At 37.3% G+C, this 19,723-nt stretch carries 15 protein-coding genes; 8 read left to right on the plus strand and 7 right to left on the minus strand.

Going from position 1 to position 19,723, the window contains the following annotated elements; genetic code table 11:
* The first annotated feature begins 183 nt into the window (after nucleotides 1-183).
* Genes ACZ43I_RS12465 through ACZ43I_RS12475 form a run of 3 tightly spaced genes read left to right on the plus strand, consistent with a single transcriptional unit; the run spans nucleotide 184 to nucleotide 3,630 of the window.
* The gene (locus tag ACZ43I_RS12465; RefSeq protein ID WP_046513385.1) at nucleotides 184-552 is read left to right on the plus strand and encodes an ArsR/SmtB family transcription factor; all 369 of its coding nucleotides are present in this window, start codon (nucleotides 184-186) and stop codon (nucleotides 550-552) included.
* On the plus strand, nucleotides 545-3,013 hold the full coding sequence (locus ACZ43I_RS12470; RefSeq protein ID WP_344700745.1) for a heavy metal translocating P-type ATPase: 2,469 nt from the start codon (nucleotides 545-547) through the stop codon (nucleotides 3,011-3,013). The genes ACZ43I_RS12465 and ACZ43I_RS12470 overlap by 8 nt, the downstream gene beginning before the upstream one ends.
* The gene (locus ACZ43I_RS12475) at nucleotides 3,010-3,630 is read left to right on the plus strand and encodes a CadD family cadmium resistance transporter (RefSeq protein ID WP_344700746.1); all 621 of its coding nucleotides are present in this window, start codon (nucleotides 3,010-3,012) and stop codon (nucleotides 3,628-3,630) included. The genes ACZ43I_RS12470 and ACZ43I_RS12475 overlap by 4 nt, the downstream gene beginning before the upstream one ends.
* Before the next feature lie 215 nt (nucleotides 3,631-3,845).
* On the opposite strand, the gene ACZ43I_RS12480 is transcribed toward ACZ43I_RS12475, so the two are convergent.
* The 4 genes from ACZ43I_RS12480 to ACZ43I_RS12495 form a co-directional block, all read right to left on the minus strand.
* Nucleotides 3,846-4,766, minus strand: coding sequence for a hypothetical protein (locus tag ACZ43I_RS12480; RefSeq protein WP_344700747.1), 921 nt, complete (start codon nucleotides 4,764-4,766; stop codon nucleotides 3,846-3,848).
* Nucleotides 4,767-4,802: 36 nt separating this feature from the next.
* Nucleotides 4,803-5,762, minus strand: coding sequence for an IS30 family transposase (locus ACZ43I_RS12485; protein ID WP_380710055.1), 960 nt, complete (start codon nucleotides 5,760-5,762; stop codon nucleotides 4,803-4,805).
* An 86-nt stretch (nucleotides 5,763-5,848) separates the two neighbouring features.
* Nucleotides 5,849-6,802, minus strand: a complete 954-nt coding sequence (locus tag ACZ43I_RS12490; protein ID WP_464761781.1) for a P-loop NTPase fold protein — start codon at nucleotides 6,800-6,802, stop codon at nucleotides 5,849-5,851.
* Nucleotides 6,803-7,514: 712 nt separating this feature from the next.
* Complete coding sequence (locus tag ACZ43I_RS12495; protein WP_344703140.1) at nucleotides 7,515-8,084, minus strand: hypothetical protein; 570 nt, start codon at nucleotides 8,082-8,084, stop codon at nucleotides 7,515-7,517.
* A gap of 411 nt (nucleotides 8,085-8,495) precedes the next feature.
* Here ACZ43I_RS12495 and ACZ43I_RS12500 point away from each other — a divergent pair, with 411 nt between their 5' ends.
* On the plus strand, nucleotides 8,496-9,077 hold the full coding sequence (locus ACZ43I_RS12500; RefSeq protein ID WP_344701905.1) for a recombinase family protein: 582 nt from the start codon (nucleotides 8,496-8,498) through the stop codon (nucleotides 9,075-9,077).
* Between the two features lie 17 nt (nucleotides 9,078-9,094).
* Nucleotides 9,095-9,682: an AbiV family abortive infection protein gene (locus tag ACZ43I_RS12505; RefSeq protein WP_344701903.1), complete on the plus strand. Its 588-nt coding sequence runs from the start codon at nucleotides 9,095-9,097 to the stop codon at nucleotides 9,680-9,682.
* An 891-nt stretch (nucleotides 9,683-10,573) separates the two neighbouring features.
* On the opposite strand, the gene ACZ43I_RS12510 is transcribed toward ACZ43I_RS12505, so the two are convergent.
* The 3 genes from ACZ43I_RS12510 to ACZ43I_RS12520 are packed head-to-tail and all read right to left on the minus strand — an operon-like array spanning nucleotide 10,574 to nucleotide 16,871.
* Complete coding sequence (locus ACZ43I_RS12510; protein ID WP_344701901.1) at nucleotides 10,574-13,567, minus strand: type I restriction endonuclease subunit R; 2,994 nt, start codon at nucleotides 13,565-13,567, stop codon at nucleotides 10,574-10,576.
* Nucleotides 13,564-14,862: a restriction endonuclease subunit S gene (locus ACZ43I_RS12515; protein ID WP_344701899.1), complete on the minus strand. Its 1,299-nt coding sequence runs from the start codon at nucleotides 14,860-14,862 to the stop codon at nucleotides 13,564-13,566. Before ACZ43I_RS12515 ends, ACZ43I_RS12510 begins: the two co-directional genes overlap by 4 nt.
* A complete protein-coding gene (locus ACZ43I_RS12520) occupies nucleotides 14,859-16,871 on the minus strand; it encodes a type I restriction-modification system subunit M (protein ID WP_344701897.1) in 2,013 nt (670 codons plus the stop codon). Before ACZ43I_RS12520 ends, ACZ43I_RS12515 begins: the two co-directional genes overlap by 4 nt.
* 389 nt (nucleotides 16,872-17,260) lie before the next feature.
* On the opposite strand from ACZ43I_RS12520, the gene ACZ43I_RS12525 reads away from it, so the two are divergent.
* From ACZ43I_RS12525 to ACZ43I_RS12535, 3 genes are all read left to right on the plus strand, one after another.
* Nucleotides 17,261-18,091 (plus strand): ParA family protein, encoded by an 831-nt coding sequence (locus ACZ43I_RS12525; protein ID WP_344701895.1) that lies wholly within the window; start codon nucleotides 17,261-17,263, stop codon nucleotides 18,089-18,091.
* 15 nt (nucleotides 18,092-18,106) lie between these two features.
* Nucleotides 18,107-18,418 (plus strand): hypothetical protein, encoded by a 312-nt coding sequence (locus ACZ43I_RS12530; protein WP_344701893.1) that lies wholly within the window; start codon nucleotides 18,107-18,109, stop codon nucleotides 18,416-18,418.
* A 382-nt stretch (nucleotides 18,419-18,800) separates the two neighbouring features.
* The coding region (locus ACZ43I_RS12535; protein WP_464761780.1) for a primase C-terminal domain-containing protein at nucleotides 18,801-19,723 on the plus strand (923 nt) is incomplete at its 3' end.

A 19,723-nucleotide genomic window follows, 5' to 3' on the forward strand; every position in this document is an offset into this window, starting at 1 on the left:
AAATTATTTATCACAATAAAGTTCACTTACGATATCGTAATTTCTTTCAGTTTTATTTCAGAAAATTCTTTCTATGTCGCGAAAAACTTATACAAATTTATTATTATTCAAACATCTGCTTGAATAAAGAAAACAAGATGATATACTATATTCAAACAAATATTTGAATGACGGGGTGTATGTATGAATAAGAAAGAAACATGTGAAGTTTTTTGTTATGACGAAGAAAAGGTTAACCGGATGCAAGAGAATTTACAAACTGTCGATATTGCCGGTATATCACAGATGCTTAAGGCTATTGCCGATGTGAATAGGGCAAAAATCACCTATTCCTTATGCAAGGAAGAGGAATTATGCGTCTGTGACATCGCAAATATACTCGGTGTGACTGTAGCAAGTGCATCTCATCATTTACGCACGCTCTACAAAGAAGGCATCGTTAGATTCAGGAAAGAAGGGAAACTCGCGTTCTATTCTCTGGAAGATCAGCATATTAAAGAAATCATGACGATTGCATTAATACATAGGAAAGAAGTGATAACCAATGTCTGAAGGGATTGCAGAGCTGACTGAAGAAGAAAAAAAAGTTTACCGTGTTCAGGGGTTTTCCTGTGCGAACTGTGCAGGGAAATTTGAGCGCAATGTGAAGAAACTACCTGAAGTTCAAGATGCGAAGGTGAATTTTGGCGCATCAAAAATTTCTGTATATGGTTCTGCAACGGTTGAGGAACTGGAAGAAGCAGGAGCATTTGAAAATCTCAAAGTGGTGCCTGAAAAGTCTAGTCGTCAAGCGCAACCAGAAGTTAATAAAGAAAAAAATGTTTACCGTGTTCAGGGGTTTTCCTGTGCAAATTGTGCTGGCACATTTGAGAACAATGTGAAGAAACTACCTGAAGTTCAAGATGCGAAGGTGAATTTTGGCGCATCAAAAATTTCTGTATATGGTTCTGCAACGGTTGAGGAACTGGAAGAAGCAGGAGCATTTGAAAATCTCAAAGTGGTGCCTGAGAAATCCCGGGAAGAAAGTGGACAAGACAAAAAAGAAAAGGAAGTAACCATTCCATTTTATAAAAAGCACAGCACTCTGCTCTATTCGCTACTGTTTATCGCTTTTGGCTTCATTTCAATGTTGGTGAATGGTGATGACAATATTCTTACACCACTGCTATTCATCACTTCCATGATTGTCGGAGGGGCTTCAATGCTGAAAACGGGTCTCCAGAATTTAGTCCGGTTTGAATTTGATATGCGAACCCTGATGACAGTCGCAGTGATTGGCGGTGTCATCATCGGAGAATGGGCCGAGGTCGCCATTGTTGTCATCTTGTTTGCCATCAGTGAAGCGTTGGAGCGTTTCTCGATGGATCGAGCAAGGCAATCCATCAGTTCATTGATGGATATTGCTCCTAAAGAGGCACTTGTCAGACGCAACGGACAGGAAATGACAGTGCACGTCAATGATATTGCTGTGGGCGATATCATGATTGTTAAGCCTGGACAGAAAATTGCTATGGACGGCGTAATTGTCAATGGTTACTCTGTAATCAACCAGGCAGCAATCACAGGTGAATCAGTGCCGGTTGAAAAATCGCTCGATGATGAAGTATTTGCAGGGACACTGAACGAAGAAGGCTTACTGGAAGTTAAAATCACTAAATTGGTTGAAGATACGACCATTGCCAAAATCATTCATCTGGTGGAAGAAGCACAAGGTGAGCGTGCTCCTGCCCAGGCATTCGTTGATAAATTTGCAAAATATTATACGCCTGCCATTATGGGTGTCGCAGTGCTGGTTGCGATTGTACCCCCGTTATTTTTCGGTGCGAGTTGGTCCACTTGGGTGTATCAAGGGTTAGCGGTTCTCGTTGTAGGTTGTCCATGTGCATTGGTGATTTCCACGCCGATAGCAATTGTTTCAGCAATCGGAAACGCTGCCAAGAAGGGAGTCCTTATAAAAGGCGGGGTCTACCTCGAAGAAATGGGTGGATTAAAAGCCATTGCATTTGATAAGACCGGCACACTCACAAAAGGCGTCCCGGTTGTAACCGATTATCGTTTAATCGACAATGCAGTTGATGAAAAGGAAATGCTGGCAGTCATCACAGCATTGGAAGATCGTTCCCAGCATCCATTGGCATCCGCTATTATAAAGAAGGCAGACAGTTATAACCTTCCTTATTCTGATATCTTTGTCGAAGACTTTTCTTCCATTACAGGCAAAGGGATACGGGGTAAAATCAATAATGAAATGTATTATGTTGGCAGTCCGGCATTATTTGAAGAGATACCGGCAACTAATTTCAATGATGCAATTAAAAGTGATATCAAAACACTTCAGGAACAAGGTAAGACCGTCATGGTTGCAGGAACGAAAAATACAGTTCAGGCAATCATTGCGGTCGCGGATGAAGTCCGCGAATCAAGTAAAGCAGTGATAGAGAAACTTCATCAGGCAGGCATCGAAAAAACAGTCATGCTTACGGGAGATAATCATAGTACCGCCAGTGCGATTGGTGCACATGTTGGTGTCACAGATATTCAATCAGAATTACTCCCGCAGGATAAACTGGATGTAATTAAGCAACTAAAAACTGATTATCGTCATGTAGGCATGGTCGGCGATGGGGTCAATGACGCCCCGGCGCTGGCAGCTTCCACCGTTGGTATCGCTATGGGTGGCGCCGGTACAGATACCGCCCTTGAAACAGCAGATGTCGCCTTAATGGGCGATGACCTGAAGAAACTGCCTTTTACCATCAAGCTCAGCCGCAAAACATTGAACATCATCAAAGCGAATATCGCTTTTGCCATTGGAATCAAACTGATTGCTCTATTGTTGGTCATCCCAGGATGGCTGACACTATGGATTGCGATTCTCTCGGACATGGGTGCCACTTTAGTGGTGGCCATGAATGGTTTGAGGCTTATGCGTGTGAAGGAAGATGAATTAAGCTTGGGTTCTTCCCAGATAAATAAAAGTACTGATGCTGAAAAATTGGAGTTGGAACTATGATTGTAACGGCATTTACAGCTGCTGCCGTTTATGTAGCGACAGGAATCGACTACCTCGTTATATTGATTCTTCTGTTTTCGCAAATCAAAAAGAGTAATCAAATAAAACATATTTGGATTGGACAATATATAGGGACAGTCATTATTATAGGCGCAAGTCTTCTGGTCGCATTGGGAGTAGCCAATTTTATTCCTCAACAATGGATGATCGGCCTGCTTGGATTGCTGCCACTTTACCTGGGTATCAAAATATGGATCAAAGGGGAAGAGGACGAAGATGAAGATAACATTCTCTCCCTTTTCTCTTCAGGCAGATTTAATCAATTATTTATAACGGTCACTTTCATTGTACTGGCTTCCAGTGCGGATGATTTTTCTATCTATATACCATACTTTACAACTTTAAATATGATGGAAATCGTTATTGCCATCATTGTTTTCATGATTATGGTTGGTGTTCTATGTCTAATCAGCTATCGATTGGCTTCCTTGGATTTTGTTTCAGATAAAATCGAAAAATATGAACGTTGGATCGTTCCAATCGTCTTTATAGGATTAGGAATTTATATCCTATTTGAAAATGGCACATTCAACGCTCTGTTCTCATTCCTATTTTAATAGGAAATTTTATAAGCCGATATCTCTCTTTTAATGTGAGATATCGGCTTAATTTTAGTGCAAAATATCACTTAAATAAGTGCAAAATAAAGTCAAAAGTCACATACAGTCAAATCAATACATACTATGTGTATGTTTAGGGCCTACCCTAAGTACACGGTATGATTATTGTGGTAAACTGTTGAATCTAGTTTAGCAGTTGGTCTCATCTATAATTATATAAGAGAAAATTCAGAATAATCCATAGCATTATTGTAATATGATAAAAGATCTTTTCTTGATTGTGTATGCTCAATTTCTTTTATCCTTGCTAAAAATTCAATCTTCAATTTAGGAGAGTTAATTATCGTTTCGTGTACCATTGGAATTTCTTCTTTGCCGTTTCTTATAATTACAGTTAACAAGCTTGATTTTGTTTTTCCATAAAATTTCTCGTCATCACTACCAATAATATCCCTAATTAATTCACTGAACCTTTTTTCGTTATAATTTTTTAGCAAGTGTAATGTGCCATAAAATGGCTCGTCATTATAAATAATCTCTTTCGACTGTACGATAGATTCGTATTCTTTATCGGTTAAAACACTATTTTCTCGATCAAATTTTACTTTTAAGAAAAATAGTTTATTTAAATCAATATTGGAGGCTATGTCCTTATACCATTCTTTAAATTCTGGAGTTTTTATTAGAAAAGTTTTCAAATCGTAAAGTGTAGCAGCGATTAAGTTGTTAAAAATAGTATCTTCATTGTATTGATTCTTATCGAATAATAGATTTACGATACTATTTAAATAGTCTATTAAAAGTTTTTTATCTTCTTGATGTCTTGACATAAGTCTAAAGACTCTTGATCTAAATAAAGTTTGTGATTGGAAATCCAATTCTGTTACTTCCTTAAAACTTTCAGCAGATAAAACCTTACTATGTTCAAGTACCAATCTTATATTATGAAAGTTCTTCCCATTACCAACTATATATAAATCATGATATCCATTAAATAAGGATGGTGAATCTACAACTTTATTGTTTATGAATGGATACAGCAAACTATTCAGTTGGTATTCATCTTGTAATTCACACATAAAATTTTTGTTACTTTCCTCTTGGGTTGACTGCTTAGGCTGCAAAATTTCCAAAAATGGAATTCGATCATAATTTATAAATTTCGTTTGTCAAAATAAGCTAGACAGTTCCTTTTCACCCATGTAACTCAAAAAGACTTCCAATGGTGTCCGGTAGTTCAATGATTTTCTCGGTATGTGGTTTCTTCTTGAAGCGACAGACGAGACAAATATCTGATCGACCGTGTTGAAATCCATGTCTTTGGGCAGTCCATCCTTTCTGAGCAGGCCATTGGAATGTTCATTCAATCCCCGTTGAGACGGTGTCCCTGGGTCGGCAAAGTAGATGGACAGATCGTTCTGGTTGCTCATCGATTGCCAGTTGGAGAATTCCTTACCACAGTCGAAAGTGATGGACTTGAACAGGTTTCTGGGCATCTCTTGACACCACGTATTGATGGCAGACTCGATTGCCTGTGCCGTCCGGCCTTCAGGCTTCAAGGTGATAATGACCTTAGACAGGCGTTCAACCAGCGTGATGACGGCACTCTTGTGGCGGACACCGACGATGGTATCTCCCTCGAGATGGCCGAATTCTTCATTGAACGCCGGGTAGTCAGTTGTTCTTTCAGAGATGTTTCGCCTGAAGGCCTGTCTGCCCCGGCGTTCCTGATGGCCATTTGGTTTTCGCTTGCCTTGCATCGGCAGTGTGGCTACATCAAAGGTTTTTCGTTTGAACATTCGATACAGTGTACGGCCCGAGCAGTCAATTGGCATCTCCTGCCGACCGACAATCACATCCGGTGTCCAGCCTTGCGCCACCTGCTTTTCAACATGTTTCTGCTGATCGGTCGGTAGAACAATCCGTTTTCTACCACACCGGCTTTTGTTTTCCTTATAGCGCCGATAATACTCCAGCGCAGTGTGCCCGTCCTTGAGATATGCGATGACATTATGGACCGTCTGACGGGCACGCCCAATCCGTTTCGCAATCTGTGAAGTCGGGGTCTCTTGATGGAAATAGGCTTCTATGATTACTAGCTCGTCCGTGGTAATATGGGTGTAGGTCATGCGTGATCACTCCTATGATTTTCTTTGGTCGGAAAACTCATTTTGAGTGTATCACGCGTGACCCTTTTTAGGTGTCTAGCTTAATTTTACAATCGGCGAAATGAAATAATTTTATTATATACATCGTAGTAAAAATGATATAAATATAATAGATAAATTTTTTCATTAGAATTGATGTATTCTATGTTGCTATTATTGGAAACATGGTCATCTATCAGTTCGGAAAATTGTTCATAATCTCGGTATGTTCTTTTCTTATTGGTAAAATCACTTCTCAAAAGGATCATTTCAATAGAGGAAGTGTCAATTTCTATCTTTTGCAGTTTCTCTTCAATTTTACTATATAAATACTGCGTACTATGAAGATTATCTATGTCATATCTATAATCTATAATTTTTCTTACGAAACCATCCCTTATATCTTTATCTATTTGTATTATATCTCCAACTATAATAATCTTATTCTGGTTACTTTTAAGTAAATTGATAATAGCATATAGATTTTCACGATCTTGAGAAGATATTCTATCAAAATCGTCAATAACAATTATTTTGTTTTTATCTGAAAAATCTTCAACTATTTTTTTAGACCTGTTTTCTAAAATATCTGAACTAGAAAAGTAATCTTTGGATTGAAGCAATGAAGCTATTATAAAAAAATAAAAGAATAGTAGTATGCTGTTGGTAAAAATTGAGGTAGTAAAAATGTCGCCTGTAAATAAGTAACTTAATAAGTAAAGTAATAAAGTTATTACTGCAGAAATTATTATCACTATTATTGGATAAGTTAACTTGTAGAAAAAAAACTTTATGGGTTTTAGTTTTTTTGCTATTAAAGTAAAGTTTTGATCTGAAATTTCTTCGCCCCAAAAGTCCATCTCAATATACTTATATTTTTTACTCTTCTCTCTCAATTCATTTAAAAAGTATGTTTTCCCACTCCCCCACCTCCCATTCAAAAAAGTTACCCCTGTTTTTTTTTTACAATTAATATAAGTATCGTAAAAATAGTCGATCTCTTTATTGAATTCATTAGTAATAACGCATCACTCTCCATACTCTTAAATATTTATATTAATGTTCATCATATAGTAGTTCTATAGTAACTTTATTATCAATCAGTTTTAATAAATATATCCTACTCCTTATTATGAGATTTCTACCTAAATTATACTATATATTTGGAAATTCTCATCGTTCCGAATAATTTTAAGGGGTCTTGTCCGTATTGTGGGGAAAAGCAGTATCCCATAGCACTCACAAAAATAGAATAGATGATCATGCATATACCCATCAACTTTTATCGAGCAATCGTTCTGCTTCGTGTGAGAAAATTTAATACATACACCTTATATTTACGATTGAATGACCCCATCGGACACACCTCATGTATCCGATGAAAATTGTAAATAAATTGAGAAAGAATATAGAGAGAAATGGAGGGAAAAATCGGAGTTGAAATATTTGATGTAAATTATGAGATTTGTTGGTTAAATAAATCATAAATCACATTTATAACTATCCAACAAGTAATAGAGATAGTTATCAGTAGTATGCAACAAATGATTATAGATATAAAAATAGTTATAAAGTAATCGAAGGTCTTTTTTTTCGCTTCAACACTGCCAGAGAAAAAATAAAATAATCCTATTAATATACTCAGAGAAAAAAATAAGGATAAAAACGCGATAGAATTAATAAGAAGTCCGACAGACAAAGAATCCCATTTAATATTAATAGACATTATTGTCATCAATTTTCTTCTACCTTCTTATCGTTTTCTTTAATTAAATAATAAAAATCACTTATCATTTTTTTCTCCTCAAATTTATGCCAATACCATCTTTTTAGCCAACCATTTCCTAGTGTTTCCCAATGATTTTTAAGAAGATATCTGGCAAACAACCTTAATTTTCGTGAATCTTTTTGGTTTAAATATTTTTTTTGTTCATCATCGCTATGCTCTATACATTGGATACCAGTATCAATATTTTTTTCAATAGCGCCTAATTCCTTAAAGATATAAGCAGTCATTTCATTAAAGTTTTCGGGTGGCATAGATGTGTAATCCTTTTTTTTAGCTTCATCATGAGGTCTAAATCTAAGAACAGTATATAATATGTATACATCGTCTGAAAGTAGCCTGGATTTTGATGACACCTTAAATAATTCTTGCCTCCAGCCTGACTTTGAGTCTAAAGAATCTCTTAACTGTTTTCGAACTACAACTATAGCAATTAAACCAGTAAAAAAGGTAAAGAGACCAGTTATAATGGAACCCAAAACATTATTACTATTATTATTGATTATTATCTCCCACATAGATCTTTCCCCCTATATTGTCCTTTCTCTATTAAATCATAGATACTTTTAAAAAGTGTAACACTTCAAAATTAAATCTTCATCGAAGTAATACAGTGCGTAGGTTTAGATTTGCATTCTGATATAGAAAATTATTATGATACATCTGCATAAATATTTTATATTAAATTTAATGGTAAGTAAAAGTTGTAAAAATCATTCTAAATAACGACCGTTTATTGAAACATTTTAGGTAGTTATATTTTCAGTTATATTTATATGGTTTGTAAGTACAAAAACACGTATAATTATCTATGTATACTAATTATAAAACTATTCGAGTTTTTGTACCATCGTCTTATTTTGTACACCTTAATAAATGACAGAATGCGTATAACTCCCCTAATAATTGATATTCCAGGAGGATGAATGATGAGTAAGATTGGTTATGCGAGAGTAAGTACAAGAGATCAAAATCTAGATAGTCAGATTGACACCTTAAAAGATTACGGTTGTGAACGTATTTTTTCTGAAAAAGTAAGTGGCCGGAAATACCAACGGACTGAATTAGATAAAGCATTAGATTATATGCGTGAAGGAGACACCCTGGTTCTCACTAAGTTGGATCGGTTGGGTAGGACAACGAAACAGCTCATTGAACTGTCGCAATACCTTGAAGATCAAGGGATCGATCTAGAGATTATAGATATGAATATCAATACTAAAGATGCCATGGGGAAAATGTTCTTCACCATGATGTCAGCATTTGCTGAACTTGAAGCGAATCTATTGAGCGAAAGAACGAAAAAAGGATTAGATGCTGCAAGAGCAAGAGGAAGATCCGGAGGAAGACCAAGAATATCAGAAGATAAGGAAAAGGTTTTGCTCTCCTTATATGATAGTAAGAGTTATACAATCAATGAGATCATTAAAATAACGGGACTATCTAAAGGTACAATCTATCGGATTATTAATGATAGAAAGCATAACGAAGATGATCTAAAATTCTTGTGAATAAAAGGGGGTACAATATGGATAAAGATAAATCGTTAAAGGAATTTGAAAGGTCATTATCCAAGGCAAGCAATTTTAAAATAGAATCAGTAGAAGACTTTAATGAATGTGTTGATCATGTCATACGACTTGTTAAAGATTCCTTTATGTTATTCCAAATGAAGTCATTTTCTACATCATTATTCCTATCAATTGCTATTATTGAAGAAGTAGGAAAAATTCATGTAGGACTCTTTAATACAAGACAAGCTGAAGTAAAAAGAGACCCTCTAAGGGATCACAAGAGGAAGCAAATAATGGGATCGAACTATACTATTAGTATGGGCGATAGACTAGTAAATGCTATTGGAATGGAAAGATTAGAAGAAATATATAGCATGTCATACAGTGGACAGCTAAAAGATCTGAGAGAGAAATCAATATACTGTGATTATGAAGGCGATGGTCTTATAATTCCACATGAATATATTAATGAACAATTTTCAAAAGACATACTCTTATTTGCAATTGAATCTTTTGACGATAATTTAGTAGGATATACAAGGCATTCTATGGAGAGATCGAAAATTACTGACAAAATATTTGAGAATTTATCAACTGATTAAATAAGGAAAAGTATTTACTATGCTTATTATGATAGGAAAAGTTACATAACCAATAAAATCATTAAAATAATCAGGTTGTCTAAAGATACTATTTATCGAACCGCAAATGAAAGAAAATGATAACTAAATAACACAATAACATTTACGTTACTTATTGGAAGACTAATACTCCCATTTGAAAATGACAAAGTCAAAGGTGATTTAGAAAACTGGGAAGGGAACCATGTGTATGTGAAAGAATTGCCACTTGATCACATCATATATATAAATGAGTCAGGATAAAGTAATAGTGTATTCGATAGCTATAAACCAGAAAATTAGACAGACTTGGACTAAGAAGCGCAAATTTGACTTTTAGATGTATGGTTAATAAACCATAGACATTTTACTATCAATTTATAAGTTCATGTTGATGGTTTTTCTAGTTAGTCAAAATCCATATAACCCTCGTATAGTGAACCGCCTGCACCTGAGATTTCATCTCCACATGCCCTGCATTCTCCTCCTTGGCGCATGTTGACTCCTGCACCACAGGTCGGACAGCTGATCACCTTGCTAGTGGATCGCGGAGTGATAATAAAGCTCTTGTGTTGGCCGTTAATTAGGTAAGTGCCCTCTTCCAATGACGCGCTCCCACATTTGGGGCACGCATTCAAAGAATCGCTGACTATGGTTTGACAATGGGTACATCTTTTTACTTTAAGTTGCATACGGGTCTCTCCCTCAAAAATAAAATAGGCATTTCTTGGTTTATTTAAGCGCTGATTGTAAAATTAAGCTAGACACATAAAAAGGTTCACGCATAGTACACTCAAATAGGATCAAATAGATTTGGGATTATCGTTCTTATTTCAGATCGATAATCCCAATGTTTTAAAGAGATTTTAATATCTACTTTACTCTCCTCAAGTCTCTATACACTTCATCAACCATATCTTCCACCAAGTACTTTTTAAACTCCGGATTCTCCAATATTTTCATGAAGAAGCTCTCATTACTTTTCATCCGACTGATTACAAAATCCAAGAAGCTACGTTCGAAACTGAACTTGAAGTTCTCCTTCGTATTATTTTGTGCTTTTAACACCAGTTCTTCATCGGCTTTCATGTCCTCGATGATTTGATCTCTGGACAATTTGTCTGCTTCTGTGAAGTCTGTTCCAAAGCGATCATTAATACGGTCGATAATTGAAGACAGGCGTTCTTTTTCTTCTTCTAATCCTCCCCCATTTCCATGCTGTGGCGGAGAGAGTTGTTCTCCCCCTGTAGTGTCTAAGGAGATACTGCCTTCAAATGCTTTTTCATTACGGTAGTATTCCAGGGCTACATCGTCAGAGATATAAACAGGGTCCTCTGATTTCTTTGGCAGTTTTTTCAGCAATGAACTGAGGTAGATGAACCGTTTATGCAGATCCAAATCAGAGAACGGCCCAATCTGCAGAATAAATGCATACGTCCTCACAAATTTTACAGCTGCGGACTTAAAATGTTCCTGTGCTTCATCACCCAGTTCCTGTTTATACCTTTCCACTCCGGGGTCCAGTGTTGCATTTAATTTGCCTTGAAAACGAGCACTTTTTGCAGATTGCTCACTATACTCCAGATTTGCTACAGTATCTACTTCTTCATTTGTATAAACCTGCATCGCATCCAGTTCGCCCTGCAAATCATAGAGGATATTCGGATCTGTCTTTTCCCCGAGTCCTGTCACTTCGTAATAGGTTTGGAAAGCAGCTTGAATGGTTTCCGGGTCATTCACAAAGTCCAGCACGAATGTATCGTCTTTTCCGCGACATGTTCGGTTGAGACGAGAGAGGGTTTGGACAGCTTTAATCCCATCCAATGGCTTGTCGACATACATCGTATGGAGTAATGGCTCATCAAAACCGGTCTGATACTTTTCAGCGACAATCAGCACCTGGTAGTCATCCGAATGAAACTTATCCGGCAGTTCATTTTCACTGATTTTATTTATGTCTGCTTCAGTATAAGATACTCCAGAGTCTTCTACGGTGCCTGAGAATGCCACAAGTGTCTGAAGATCTGTATATCCTTTTGCCTTCAAGTACTTATCAAAGGCAAGTTTATATCGGACAGCGTGGAGGCGACTGCTTGTGACGACCATTGACTTCGCACGACCATTAATTTTGTGACGGGTGACATTTCTAAAATGCTCAACCATGATTTCTGCTTTTTGTGCAATATTGTGAGGATGAAGAGAAACGAAACGCGCAATCTGCTTGCTCGCTTTGCTTTTCGCTACTTCCGGGTCATCTGTGATGCTCTTTTCGATTTTATAGAATGTTTCATACGTAACATAATTCCGCAGCACATCATGAATGAAGCCCTCTTCAATGGCCTGGCGCATGGAATAGAGGTGAAACGGCTCAAACGTGCCATCTGGATTTTGAGTACCGAATCGCTCTACGGTCTTTGGTTTTGGTGTCGCTGTGAACGCAAAGAAGGAAATATTAGACTGGTCCCCACTTTTCGCAATGGCTTCAAGCATCCGTTCTTCTGCATCTGTCGCTGTTTCTTCTTCCATCGCATTTTGTTCATAGGCTTCTTCCAATGTTTTATTCGAAAGCAGTGCCGTCATGGCAGAAGACGCTTTCCCGCCCTGGGAGCTGTGTGCTTCATCTATGATGATCCCATAGGTGCCCCGGTTGAACTCCCCTACTTTGTCCAAAATAAAGGGAAACTTCTGAAGTGTTGTCACAATGATTTTCGTCTTGTTGCGTATCGCTTTGGCCAGTTGGTCCGAGTTCTCATCAATCTTCTCCACCATGCCGGCTTTATGCTCCAATTGATAAATTGCATTCTGGAGTTGTTTGTCGAGCACTCGTCTATCTGTGATTACGATGATGCTGTCGAACACCGGATTATCGTCTGCATCATGGGTTTTTGCCAACCGGTGGGATAACCATGAAATACTGTTGGTTTTCCCACTGCCTGCAGAGTGTTGAATCAAATAGTTTCGCCCGGCCTGGTGCAATTTTACGTCAGTCTCGATTTTACGCACGGCATCCAATTGGTGGTACCTCGGGAAAATGACCACTTCTTTTTCATCGATAATGTCCCCATTGCTGTCTCTTATGCTCTTTTTTTCAACATATAGAAATCGGAAAAGGATGTCGAGGAGGCTGTCCGGCTGTAGTACTTCCTGCCAGAGATATGAGGTTCGATAGTCCCCTTCCACAGGTGGGTTCCCTTTCCCACCATTGTTCCCTTTATTGAAAGGGAGGAAGAATGTATTATTCTTGTTGAGTTGGGTTGCCATATATACTTCATCGGTATCCACGGCAAAGAAAACAACGGCACGCTTCTTGAACTGGAATAATAGTTCTTTAGGGTCCCGGTCTTTCTTGAATTGCCGCATTGAATGCTCTACAGTTTGGTTGGTCAGCTGGTTTTTCAGTTCCATCACAATCAGTGGCAGCCCATTCAAAGCAATCATCATATCGATCGAATTCTGATTTGACGCACTATAATACACCTGCCGGCTCACGGTGAAAATATTATTTTCATAGTTTTCGACGAGTGTCTGATTCATCTCCGTCGGTGGTTTATTATAGGCGAGTTTGAGTGTGGCCCCATAATCTTTGATACCATGGCGCAGGCAATCAATGATGCCCCGGCGCTTCAGTTCTTTGTCGAGGCGCTCCATGATCTTGGACTGATAGTCATCCTTGTAGACCTTCTGTAACCGTTCCAAAGCCTTTGGCTGTGTCGCTTCCAAAAATGTGAAAAAGACTTCCTGATCGATCGCCCACTTTCGGAACTTGGCAAGTGCAGGCCCCTTCAGGGTACGCTGTTGAAAGCCGGATGCCATCAACGCCTGTTCTATATTCTCTTCAAAGCCTGTCTCACTTTTGTCGATACTCACGACGACGATACCTCCTCCTGCTCTGTTTCTTTCAGCATCTCCTGAATATCTATTTTGCCTGTGACGGCTTCGTAAATAAGAGATTGGCGGTATTCTTTGAGTTTAGTGATTTGTTCTTTTAGTTGAATCAAAGTTTCATCTATATTCTCCGTGAAGTTTTTTAGGTAAATACATATATCATATTGCTCTTCCTTACTGGGAAGTAGAATAGGCAACTTCTTTAATTCCTGAAATCCTATAGACTGTCTTACACCACTACCAAATCCATAAAAAACTTTTTTTAAGTCATATGCATGAAGTAATAAACTAGCATATTCACTTAGAATATTTTGGTTTGGGACTAATGTTAAATAAGCAGAAGTAATAATTCCTTTTTCTTTTACTAAGCCTACTCGAAGGCTTCTTTTATCATTTTGTAAATCGGTTAGTCTTAATACTATATCTCCATTTTTAACTACTCGATATGTCTCAAATGATTCTGGCAAAAGACCAAAATTATTTTTAATATTTCTCCTCTTTATTCGTCCATAACTTAAGGAAAGTACATTTTTTTCTTTATTTCCTATATTTTTTGTTTTTGATTCTTTTAAATGAAGATTTAGGGAGCTTATCTCCCAATGCTCCGGAATCTCGCCAATCCACTCCACACCGGAGTCTTTCATTTTAACGTCCGGATTAAGCCCTTTTGTAACGGTTTCTGTAATAATGGCTTGCCGTTTCTCTTCGAGGAGTGCGATGAGTTTTTCTTTGTCTGATATTAAAGTGTCGATTTCTGAGGTTTTTTGGTCGAGGAAATTTATTATTCTATTTTGTACTGTTAAACTTGGTACATCGATTCGGAGGGATCGAATGATTCCTTGGCTTATATTTTTTTGTCCCCCTCCTACAGATCGCTGGATAATCCCTTCTCGATTGGCAAGAAACCAGTAAAATACAAAATCAATATTTATATTTCTAGGTTGATTAAGCACACAACAAGCTTGATTTGTTGTTACATCAAATTGAGTAATAGCCAGTTTTCCAATTGTTGCTCCATAAAGAGCAACAATTAAAGAATTTTTCGGATGTACTTTAAGAGCAGGATAATCAGCAATTGCTTTTCTGGTTATTTTTTTATTTACACTAGATAATTTTCCATCAGTTAAATCTCCTGTATTTACCCAAGGGATTTCACCATCTTTATAGTATTCTTCATTCGTAGAACTAGGGGTAGTTCCACTTGATATATCATCGAACAGCCAAGCTATTTTTAAACGTCTCCAATTAGGGTGGCCAGATCTATTCTCTATTCTCACATCATCACCTGCTTCAGCTTCTCTAAAATACTCTCTTCAAGTTCTTGTATTTCCGTTTTGATTTCATTGGAAGGTCGAAGTTCCTGATACTGATAGAAGTGTCTAGTGAATGGTATTTCGTATCCGATTTTCGTTTTTTCTTCATCGATCCAAGCATCTGGTACATGAGGCAGTACTTCACGTTCGAAATAGTCATGAATGTCCTCTTTTAGTGGCACATTTTCTGTGTCACGTGAATCAGGGTCTGCTTCCACATCACCCTTCTTATTTTTCACACAGATATCAGCCGTCTCATCCTTCTCAGCCAGGGCTGCGAGCAGTGCCTTTAGCAACGGAGCCTTCATATCGATGCCAGCGTCTGCAAATGCAGCTTTCAATTTTTCAGTGAATACTTCCCGGTTCTTATAAAGGGTGTCTTCTTTCAGTTGCTGCAACACTTCAATAATAGCGTTTTGGACTTCTCCACCGGCTTCTTGCTTTTTAAGGCCGCCTTCCCCTTTTTTCTTTGATTTAGCCAGGTTCTGAAACGCTTTTTGTTCGTATAGACGCGCAATGCGTTCATCATCTATTTTGAAGTTAAGCTTCAGCGGACGCTCTACAACAATCTTTTGATAACCAAAATTTTCGTTATCAAAAATCTTCACATTATCCTGCTCTTTAAATTCACCATATATGCGAATGATCTCCTCGATTTGCTTCTGAGAGATCTGATTCCGCTTTTCCCCCAAGCTTTTGCGCATCTTCTCATAGTAATCAACAGCGTTAACGAGTTGAATCTTACCTTTACGCCATTTAGATTTATTATTGGTAAGAATCCAGATATAAGTGGAAATACCAGTGTTATAGAAAAGATCTTTAGGCATCGCTACAATGCCCTCTACCAGGTCATTTTCAATCACATAGCGGCGTATCTCACTTTCCCCACTGCCCGCATCTCCTGTGAATAATGGGGAACCATTCATGATGATTGCCATACGGGAACCTTGTGGGTTGTCTTCGCTGACAGGTTTCATTTTCGATACCAGGTGTTGCAGGAACAGCAGCTGACCATCACCAATACGAGGCAACCCGGCACCGAAACGGCCATCCATTCCTAAATCTTCATGTTCTTCCCTGACCACTTTCTCAGCGGGTTTCCACTCGACCCCATATGGTGGATTCGAAATCAGGTAATCGAATTTTTGAGTCGGAAACGCATCTCTCGTTAATGTATTTCCAAAGCGAATGTTCTGAGCGTTCTCTCCTTTGATTAAGGTGTCCGCCTTACACATGGCGAATGATTCCTCGTTGAACTCCTGAGCGAAAAACTCCAATTCTGCAGTTTCGTTCATTTCATGTAAGTATTCTTGGGCGATGGATCCCATGCCACCTGTACCGGCACATCCGTCATAAAGGGTCTGGGTGATTCCAGGTTTAGTAAGAATCTCATCATCCTCATTGAACATGAGCCCTACCATCAGCCGTACGACTTCCCTCGGTGTATAGTGATCGCCAGCTTCTGCATGTTCAGAATAACGCCGAATCAGTTCTTCAAAAATATACCCCATTTCAAGGTTAGAGACGGTATTGGGATGCAGATCAACCTCTGCAAATCGTTTCACGGTCAAATACAAGAGATCATTACGATCCATCTTTTCAATCTGCTTATCAAAGTCAAAGTACTCTATGATTTCTCTTGCCGTTTTTGAAAAGCCATTGATGTAATCCCGGAAGTTTTCTGCGATGTTATCTGAATCATTCAATAGCTTCTGGAAGTCATAGTTGCTTGTATTATTGAAACGCTGCTTTGATTTTCTATTCAGTATTTCGTCCCGGGCTTCTTCAGGCAAATGCTTGAATTGTTGATAGCTTTCGAGTACATCCTCTTTCGTATCTTCCAGAACATTATCGAACCGACGCAATACCGCCATCGGTAAGATCACTTTCCCATAGTCTTCTGGTTTATACGGCCCTCTTAATATTTCTGCGATGGTCCATAAAAAGTTTACTTTATCCTGAAAATTCATCATGTCTATCTATTCCTTTTTCTATAAGATTATTGTGGTGTACTTTCTGCGAAGCGTATAAATTCCTATTATGTAATTTGAAATTATGTCAGAGAACAAAATGAGGGGATATACAAACCCTACTACTTTTAGCTTAACATAGCACTTTATCAAGTAAGTAAAGATTATTCCTCAAAGAAATATGCAATATACAATATATTGCATATTATATATTAATTGATACAGAGTATTAGCTTAACTCTAAGTCATATTAACTTTATTTAGTCTTTGTACTTTTAATAATTTCAGCAACTCTGAAACTGAGTAGTGAATACCTAAACTATATAATATATTGTATGCAGTATATTATATATGATATGTTGTATATAATATGATACAAAGGAGTGAAGCAGTTGGGGAAGATTATAAGCATCAATAACTTCAAAGGCGGCGTCTCAAAGACATCAACAGCATGTGCTCTCGCATATGTTTTGTCTGAGAAAAAAAGAATGAAGACGCTACTGGTAGACTTCGATCCGCAAGCTGATGCGACGGAGCTTTTAATTCGAACGTATGATAATGCAGAGAAACCAGATGCGCTTAACGATGAAGGCTATAAAACAATATACGAGGGTATCCAAGATGGAGATAGAGTAGGGACAACGCTTCATTTATCTGAGAATCTAGATTTAATACCCAGTGACTTTAATTTAATCGGTTTTCCAGATCACCTAATAAAAAAATACCGCTATAAGGATACCTTTGACAAAGTTAAAGAACTGAGCAACTTCCTAGAAGGAGTCAGGGAGGAGTACGATATTATTTTAATCGATACCCCGCCGACTATATCTGACTTTAGTAACAATGCAATATATGCTTGTGACTATAGCTTAATAGTAATGCAGACTCACAGACGATCTTATCGCTCAGTAGAAAAATTTCTTGTGCATTTGGTAGACTTCCAAGAAACTTACGGGAATGAGTTTGATGTCCTAGGTATTATACCTGTGATGTTTTCGAATAAGACAAAGACAGACACAATTACACTACAAGATGCGATGGAAGATTATAAAGACTATGTATTTAAGCATATAGTGAAAGCGATGGAAAGGGTAAAATACTGGGATGAGTTTGGAATCTCAGAGGAAAGTCATTGGGATAGGATGGCAGTGAATGCATATGCGGGATTGACTAAAGAATTCCTGGAAAGATTAGAACGAATGGAAGAAAAACAAACTCAATAATTGGGAGTGAAATAGATGGGACTGTTAGATGAAACGAAAGCAAAAAGGGAAGGTAAAAAACATGAAAATCCTTTGGCCAATCATAATATTAAAAAAGAAAAACTTCCTGTAACATCTCTTCGTTTGGATGGAGATACTCACGCGAAAATACTAGCCCTTAAAAATGTAGTTGCGAAGCGTAATCTCAACAATATGCAAATTATTACTGAAGCTATTGATAACATGATTGAAGATCTTGATGAGGAAAGTTTGGAGGTTTTCGATAAGTATTATCGTATTAATATTGAAGAAAAAGTCGATGTCTTAAAAAGAAAAGGCCAGTACTAATATCAGCATATTATATATTGCATATTATATATAATATGCAATATGCTTTTTTGATTTTACAAATAACGTCTAGTCTTGTATGCTTATTTTATTAAATCACTACAATAAAACTAAATAAAAAGAGTGTGTTAATAACAAAAAACTCATGATGTGGGGACATCACGAGTTCTCCGGAATCAACGCTTGGGGAAGCATTGAATTCAATTGTTATAATTCGCTCACATATCTCTGTGCATAGAGTGTTTTTGCGAACATTTATATATATTAGGATAGCTATAGAATAGCAAATGTTCGTACATAAATCAAGTTGACGATATGAGTACGTTTATTTACTGTACTTTTATATTGTTGCATTTGAGTAGATTATAGAGGTGTGTGAGTGATGGATGCTTATGTCTATCGCTTTTTTTATTGGAAAGGACTACCTATGCACGATCTATACAAAATCTATTCTCATATCTTAAAAAGAGGAATATCAGATAGAAAAATCAAGAGTAAAGAAATGAACCCTTATGGTAAAGTAGCTGCAGCAAATTCTAAAAATCAGATGATTTACAATCAGGGTTACACGGTGAGCTCAGTAGAGACACTTATGAGTAATAGCAACGTTGTGACTCATTTCACCCCTAATGTTTATTATTGGTTAAGTAGAAAAAATAACACTATTTCTGGTCATGAAGAGAAAAACTTGAAGCAAATAAATACATTCGTAATCGACTTTGATAATTATGATATTGAGTATACCGATATTCTCAATGTAGGACTAAATCTAGAATTAATGCCTACTTTAATTGTGCAAACTGACCAAGGATTTCATGCATATTTCATATTAGAAGAACCAGTTTATGTTACAAAAAATAAAAACTATAAAAGTTTAAATGTAGCTAAAAAAATCTCTCAAAACTTGAGACTGGCCTTCAACGAAGAGATAGAAGGAGTAGATCTTAACTGTAATCATTTTGGCTATTTTAGATGCCCGAATGCGCACAATGTCCTATTCTATCAAAAAGATTTAGAGCATACATTTAAGGACCTCATAGCTTGGTCGAAACGCAAATCAGATGATGCGAGGGAACATCTCAAAGTTGTGGTAGATAACACTTTCAATACTCAGCACAAACAAATTGAAGAAGCTTGGTATCGTAAATTGATCCAGCAGCAAGCTATCCATGGCGGAGAAGACTGTGGGCGTGACAACACTGTCTTTACGTTGTCTTTAGCTAATTATCAATCTGATGTCACATTTGAAAACTGCCTAAATAAGATGCATCAGTTCAATTCAATGCTAGAGAGACCGTTAAAGAA

The organism is Salinicoccus jeotgali, from assembly GCF_055379195.1.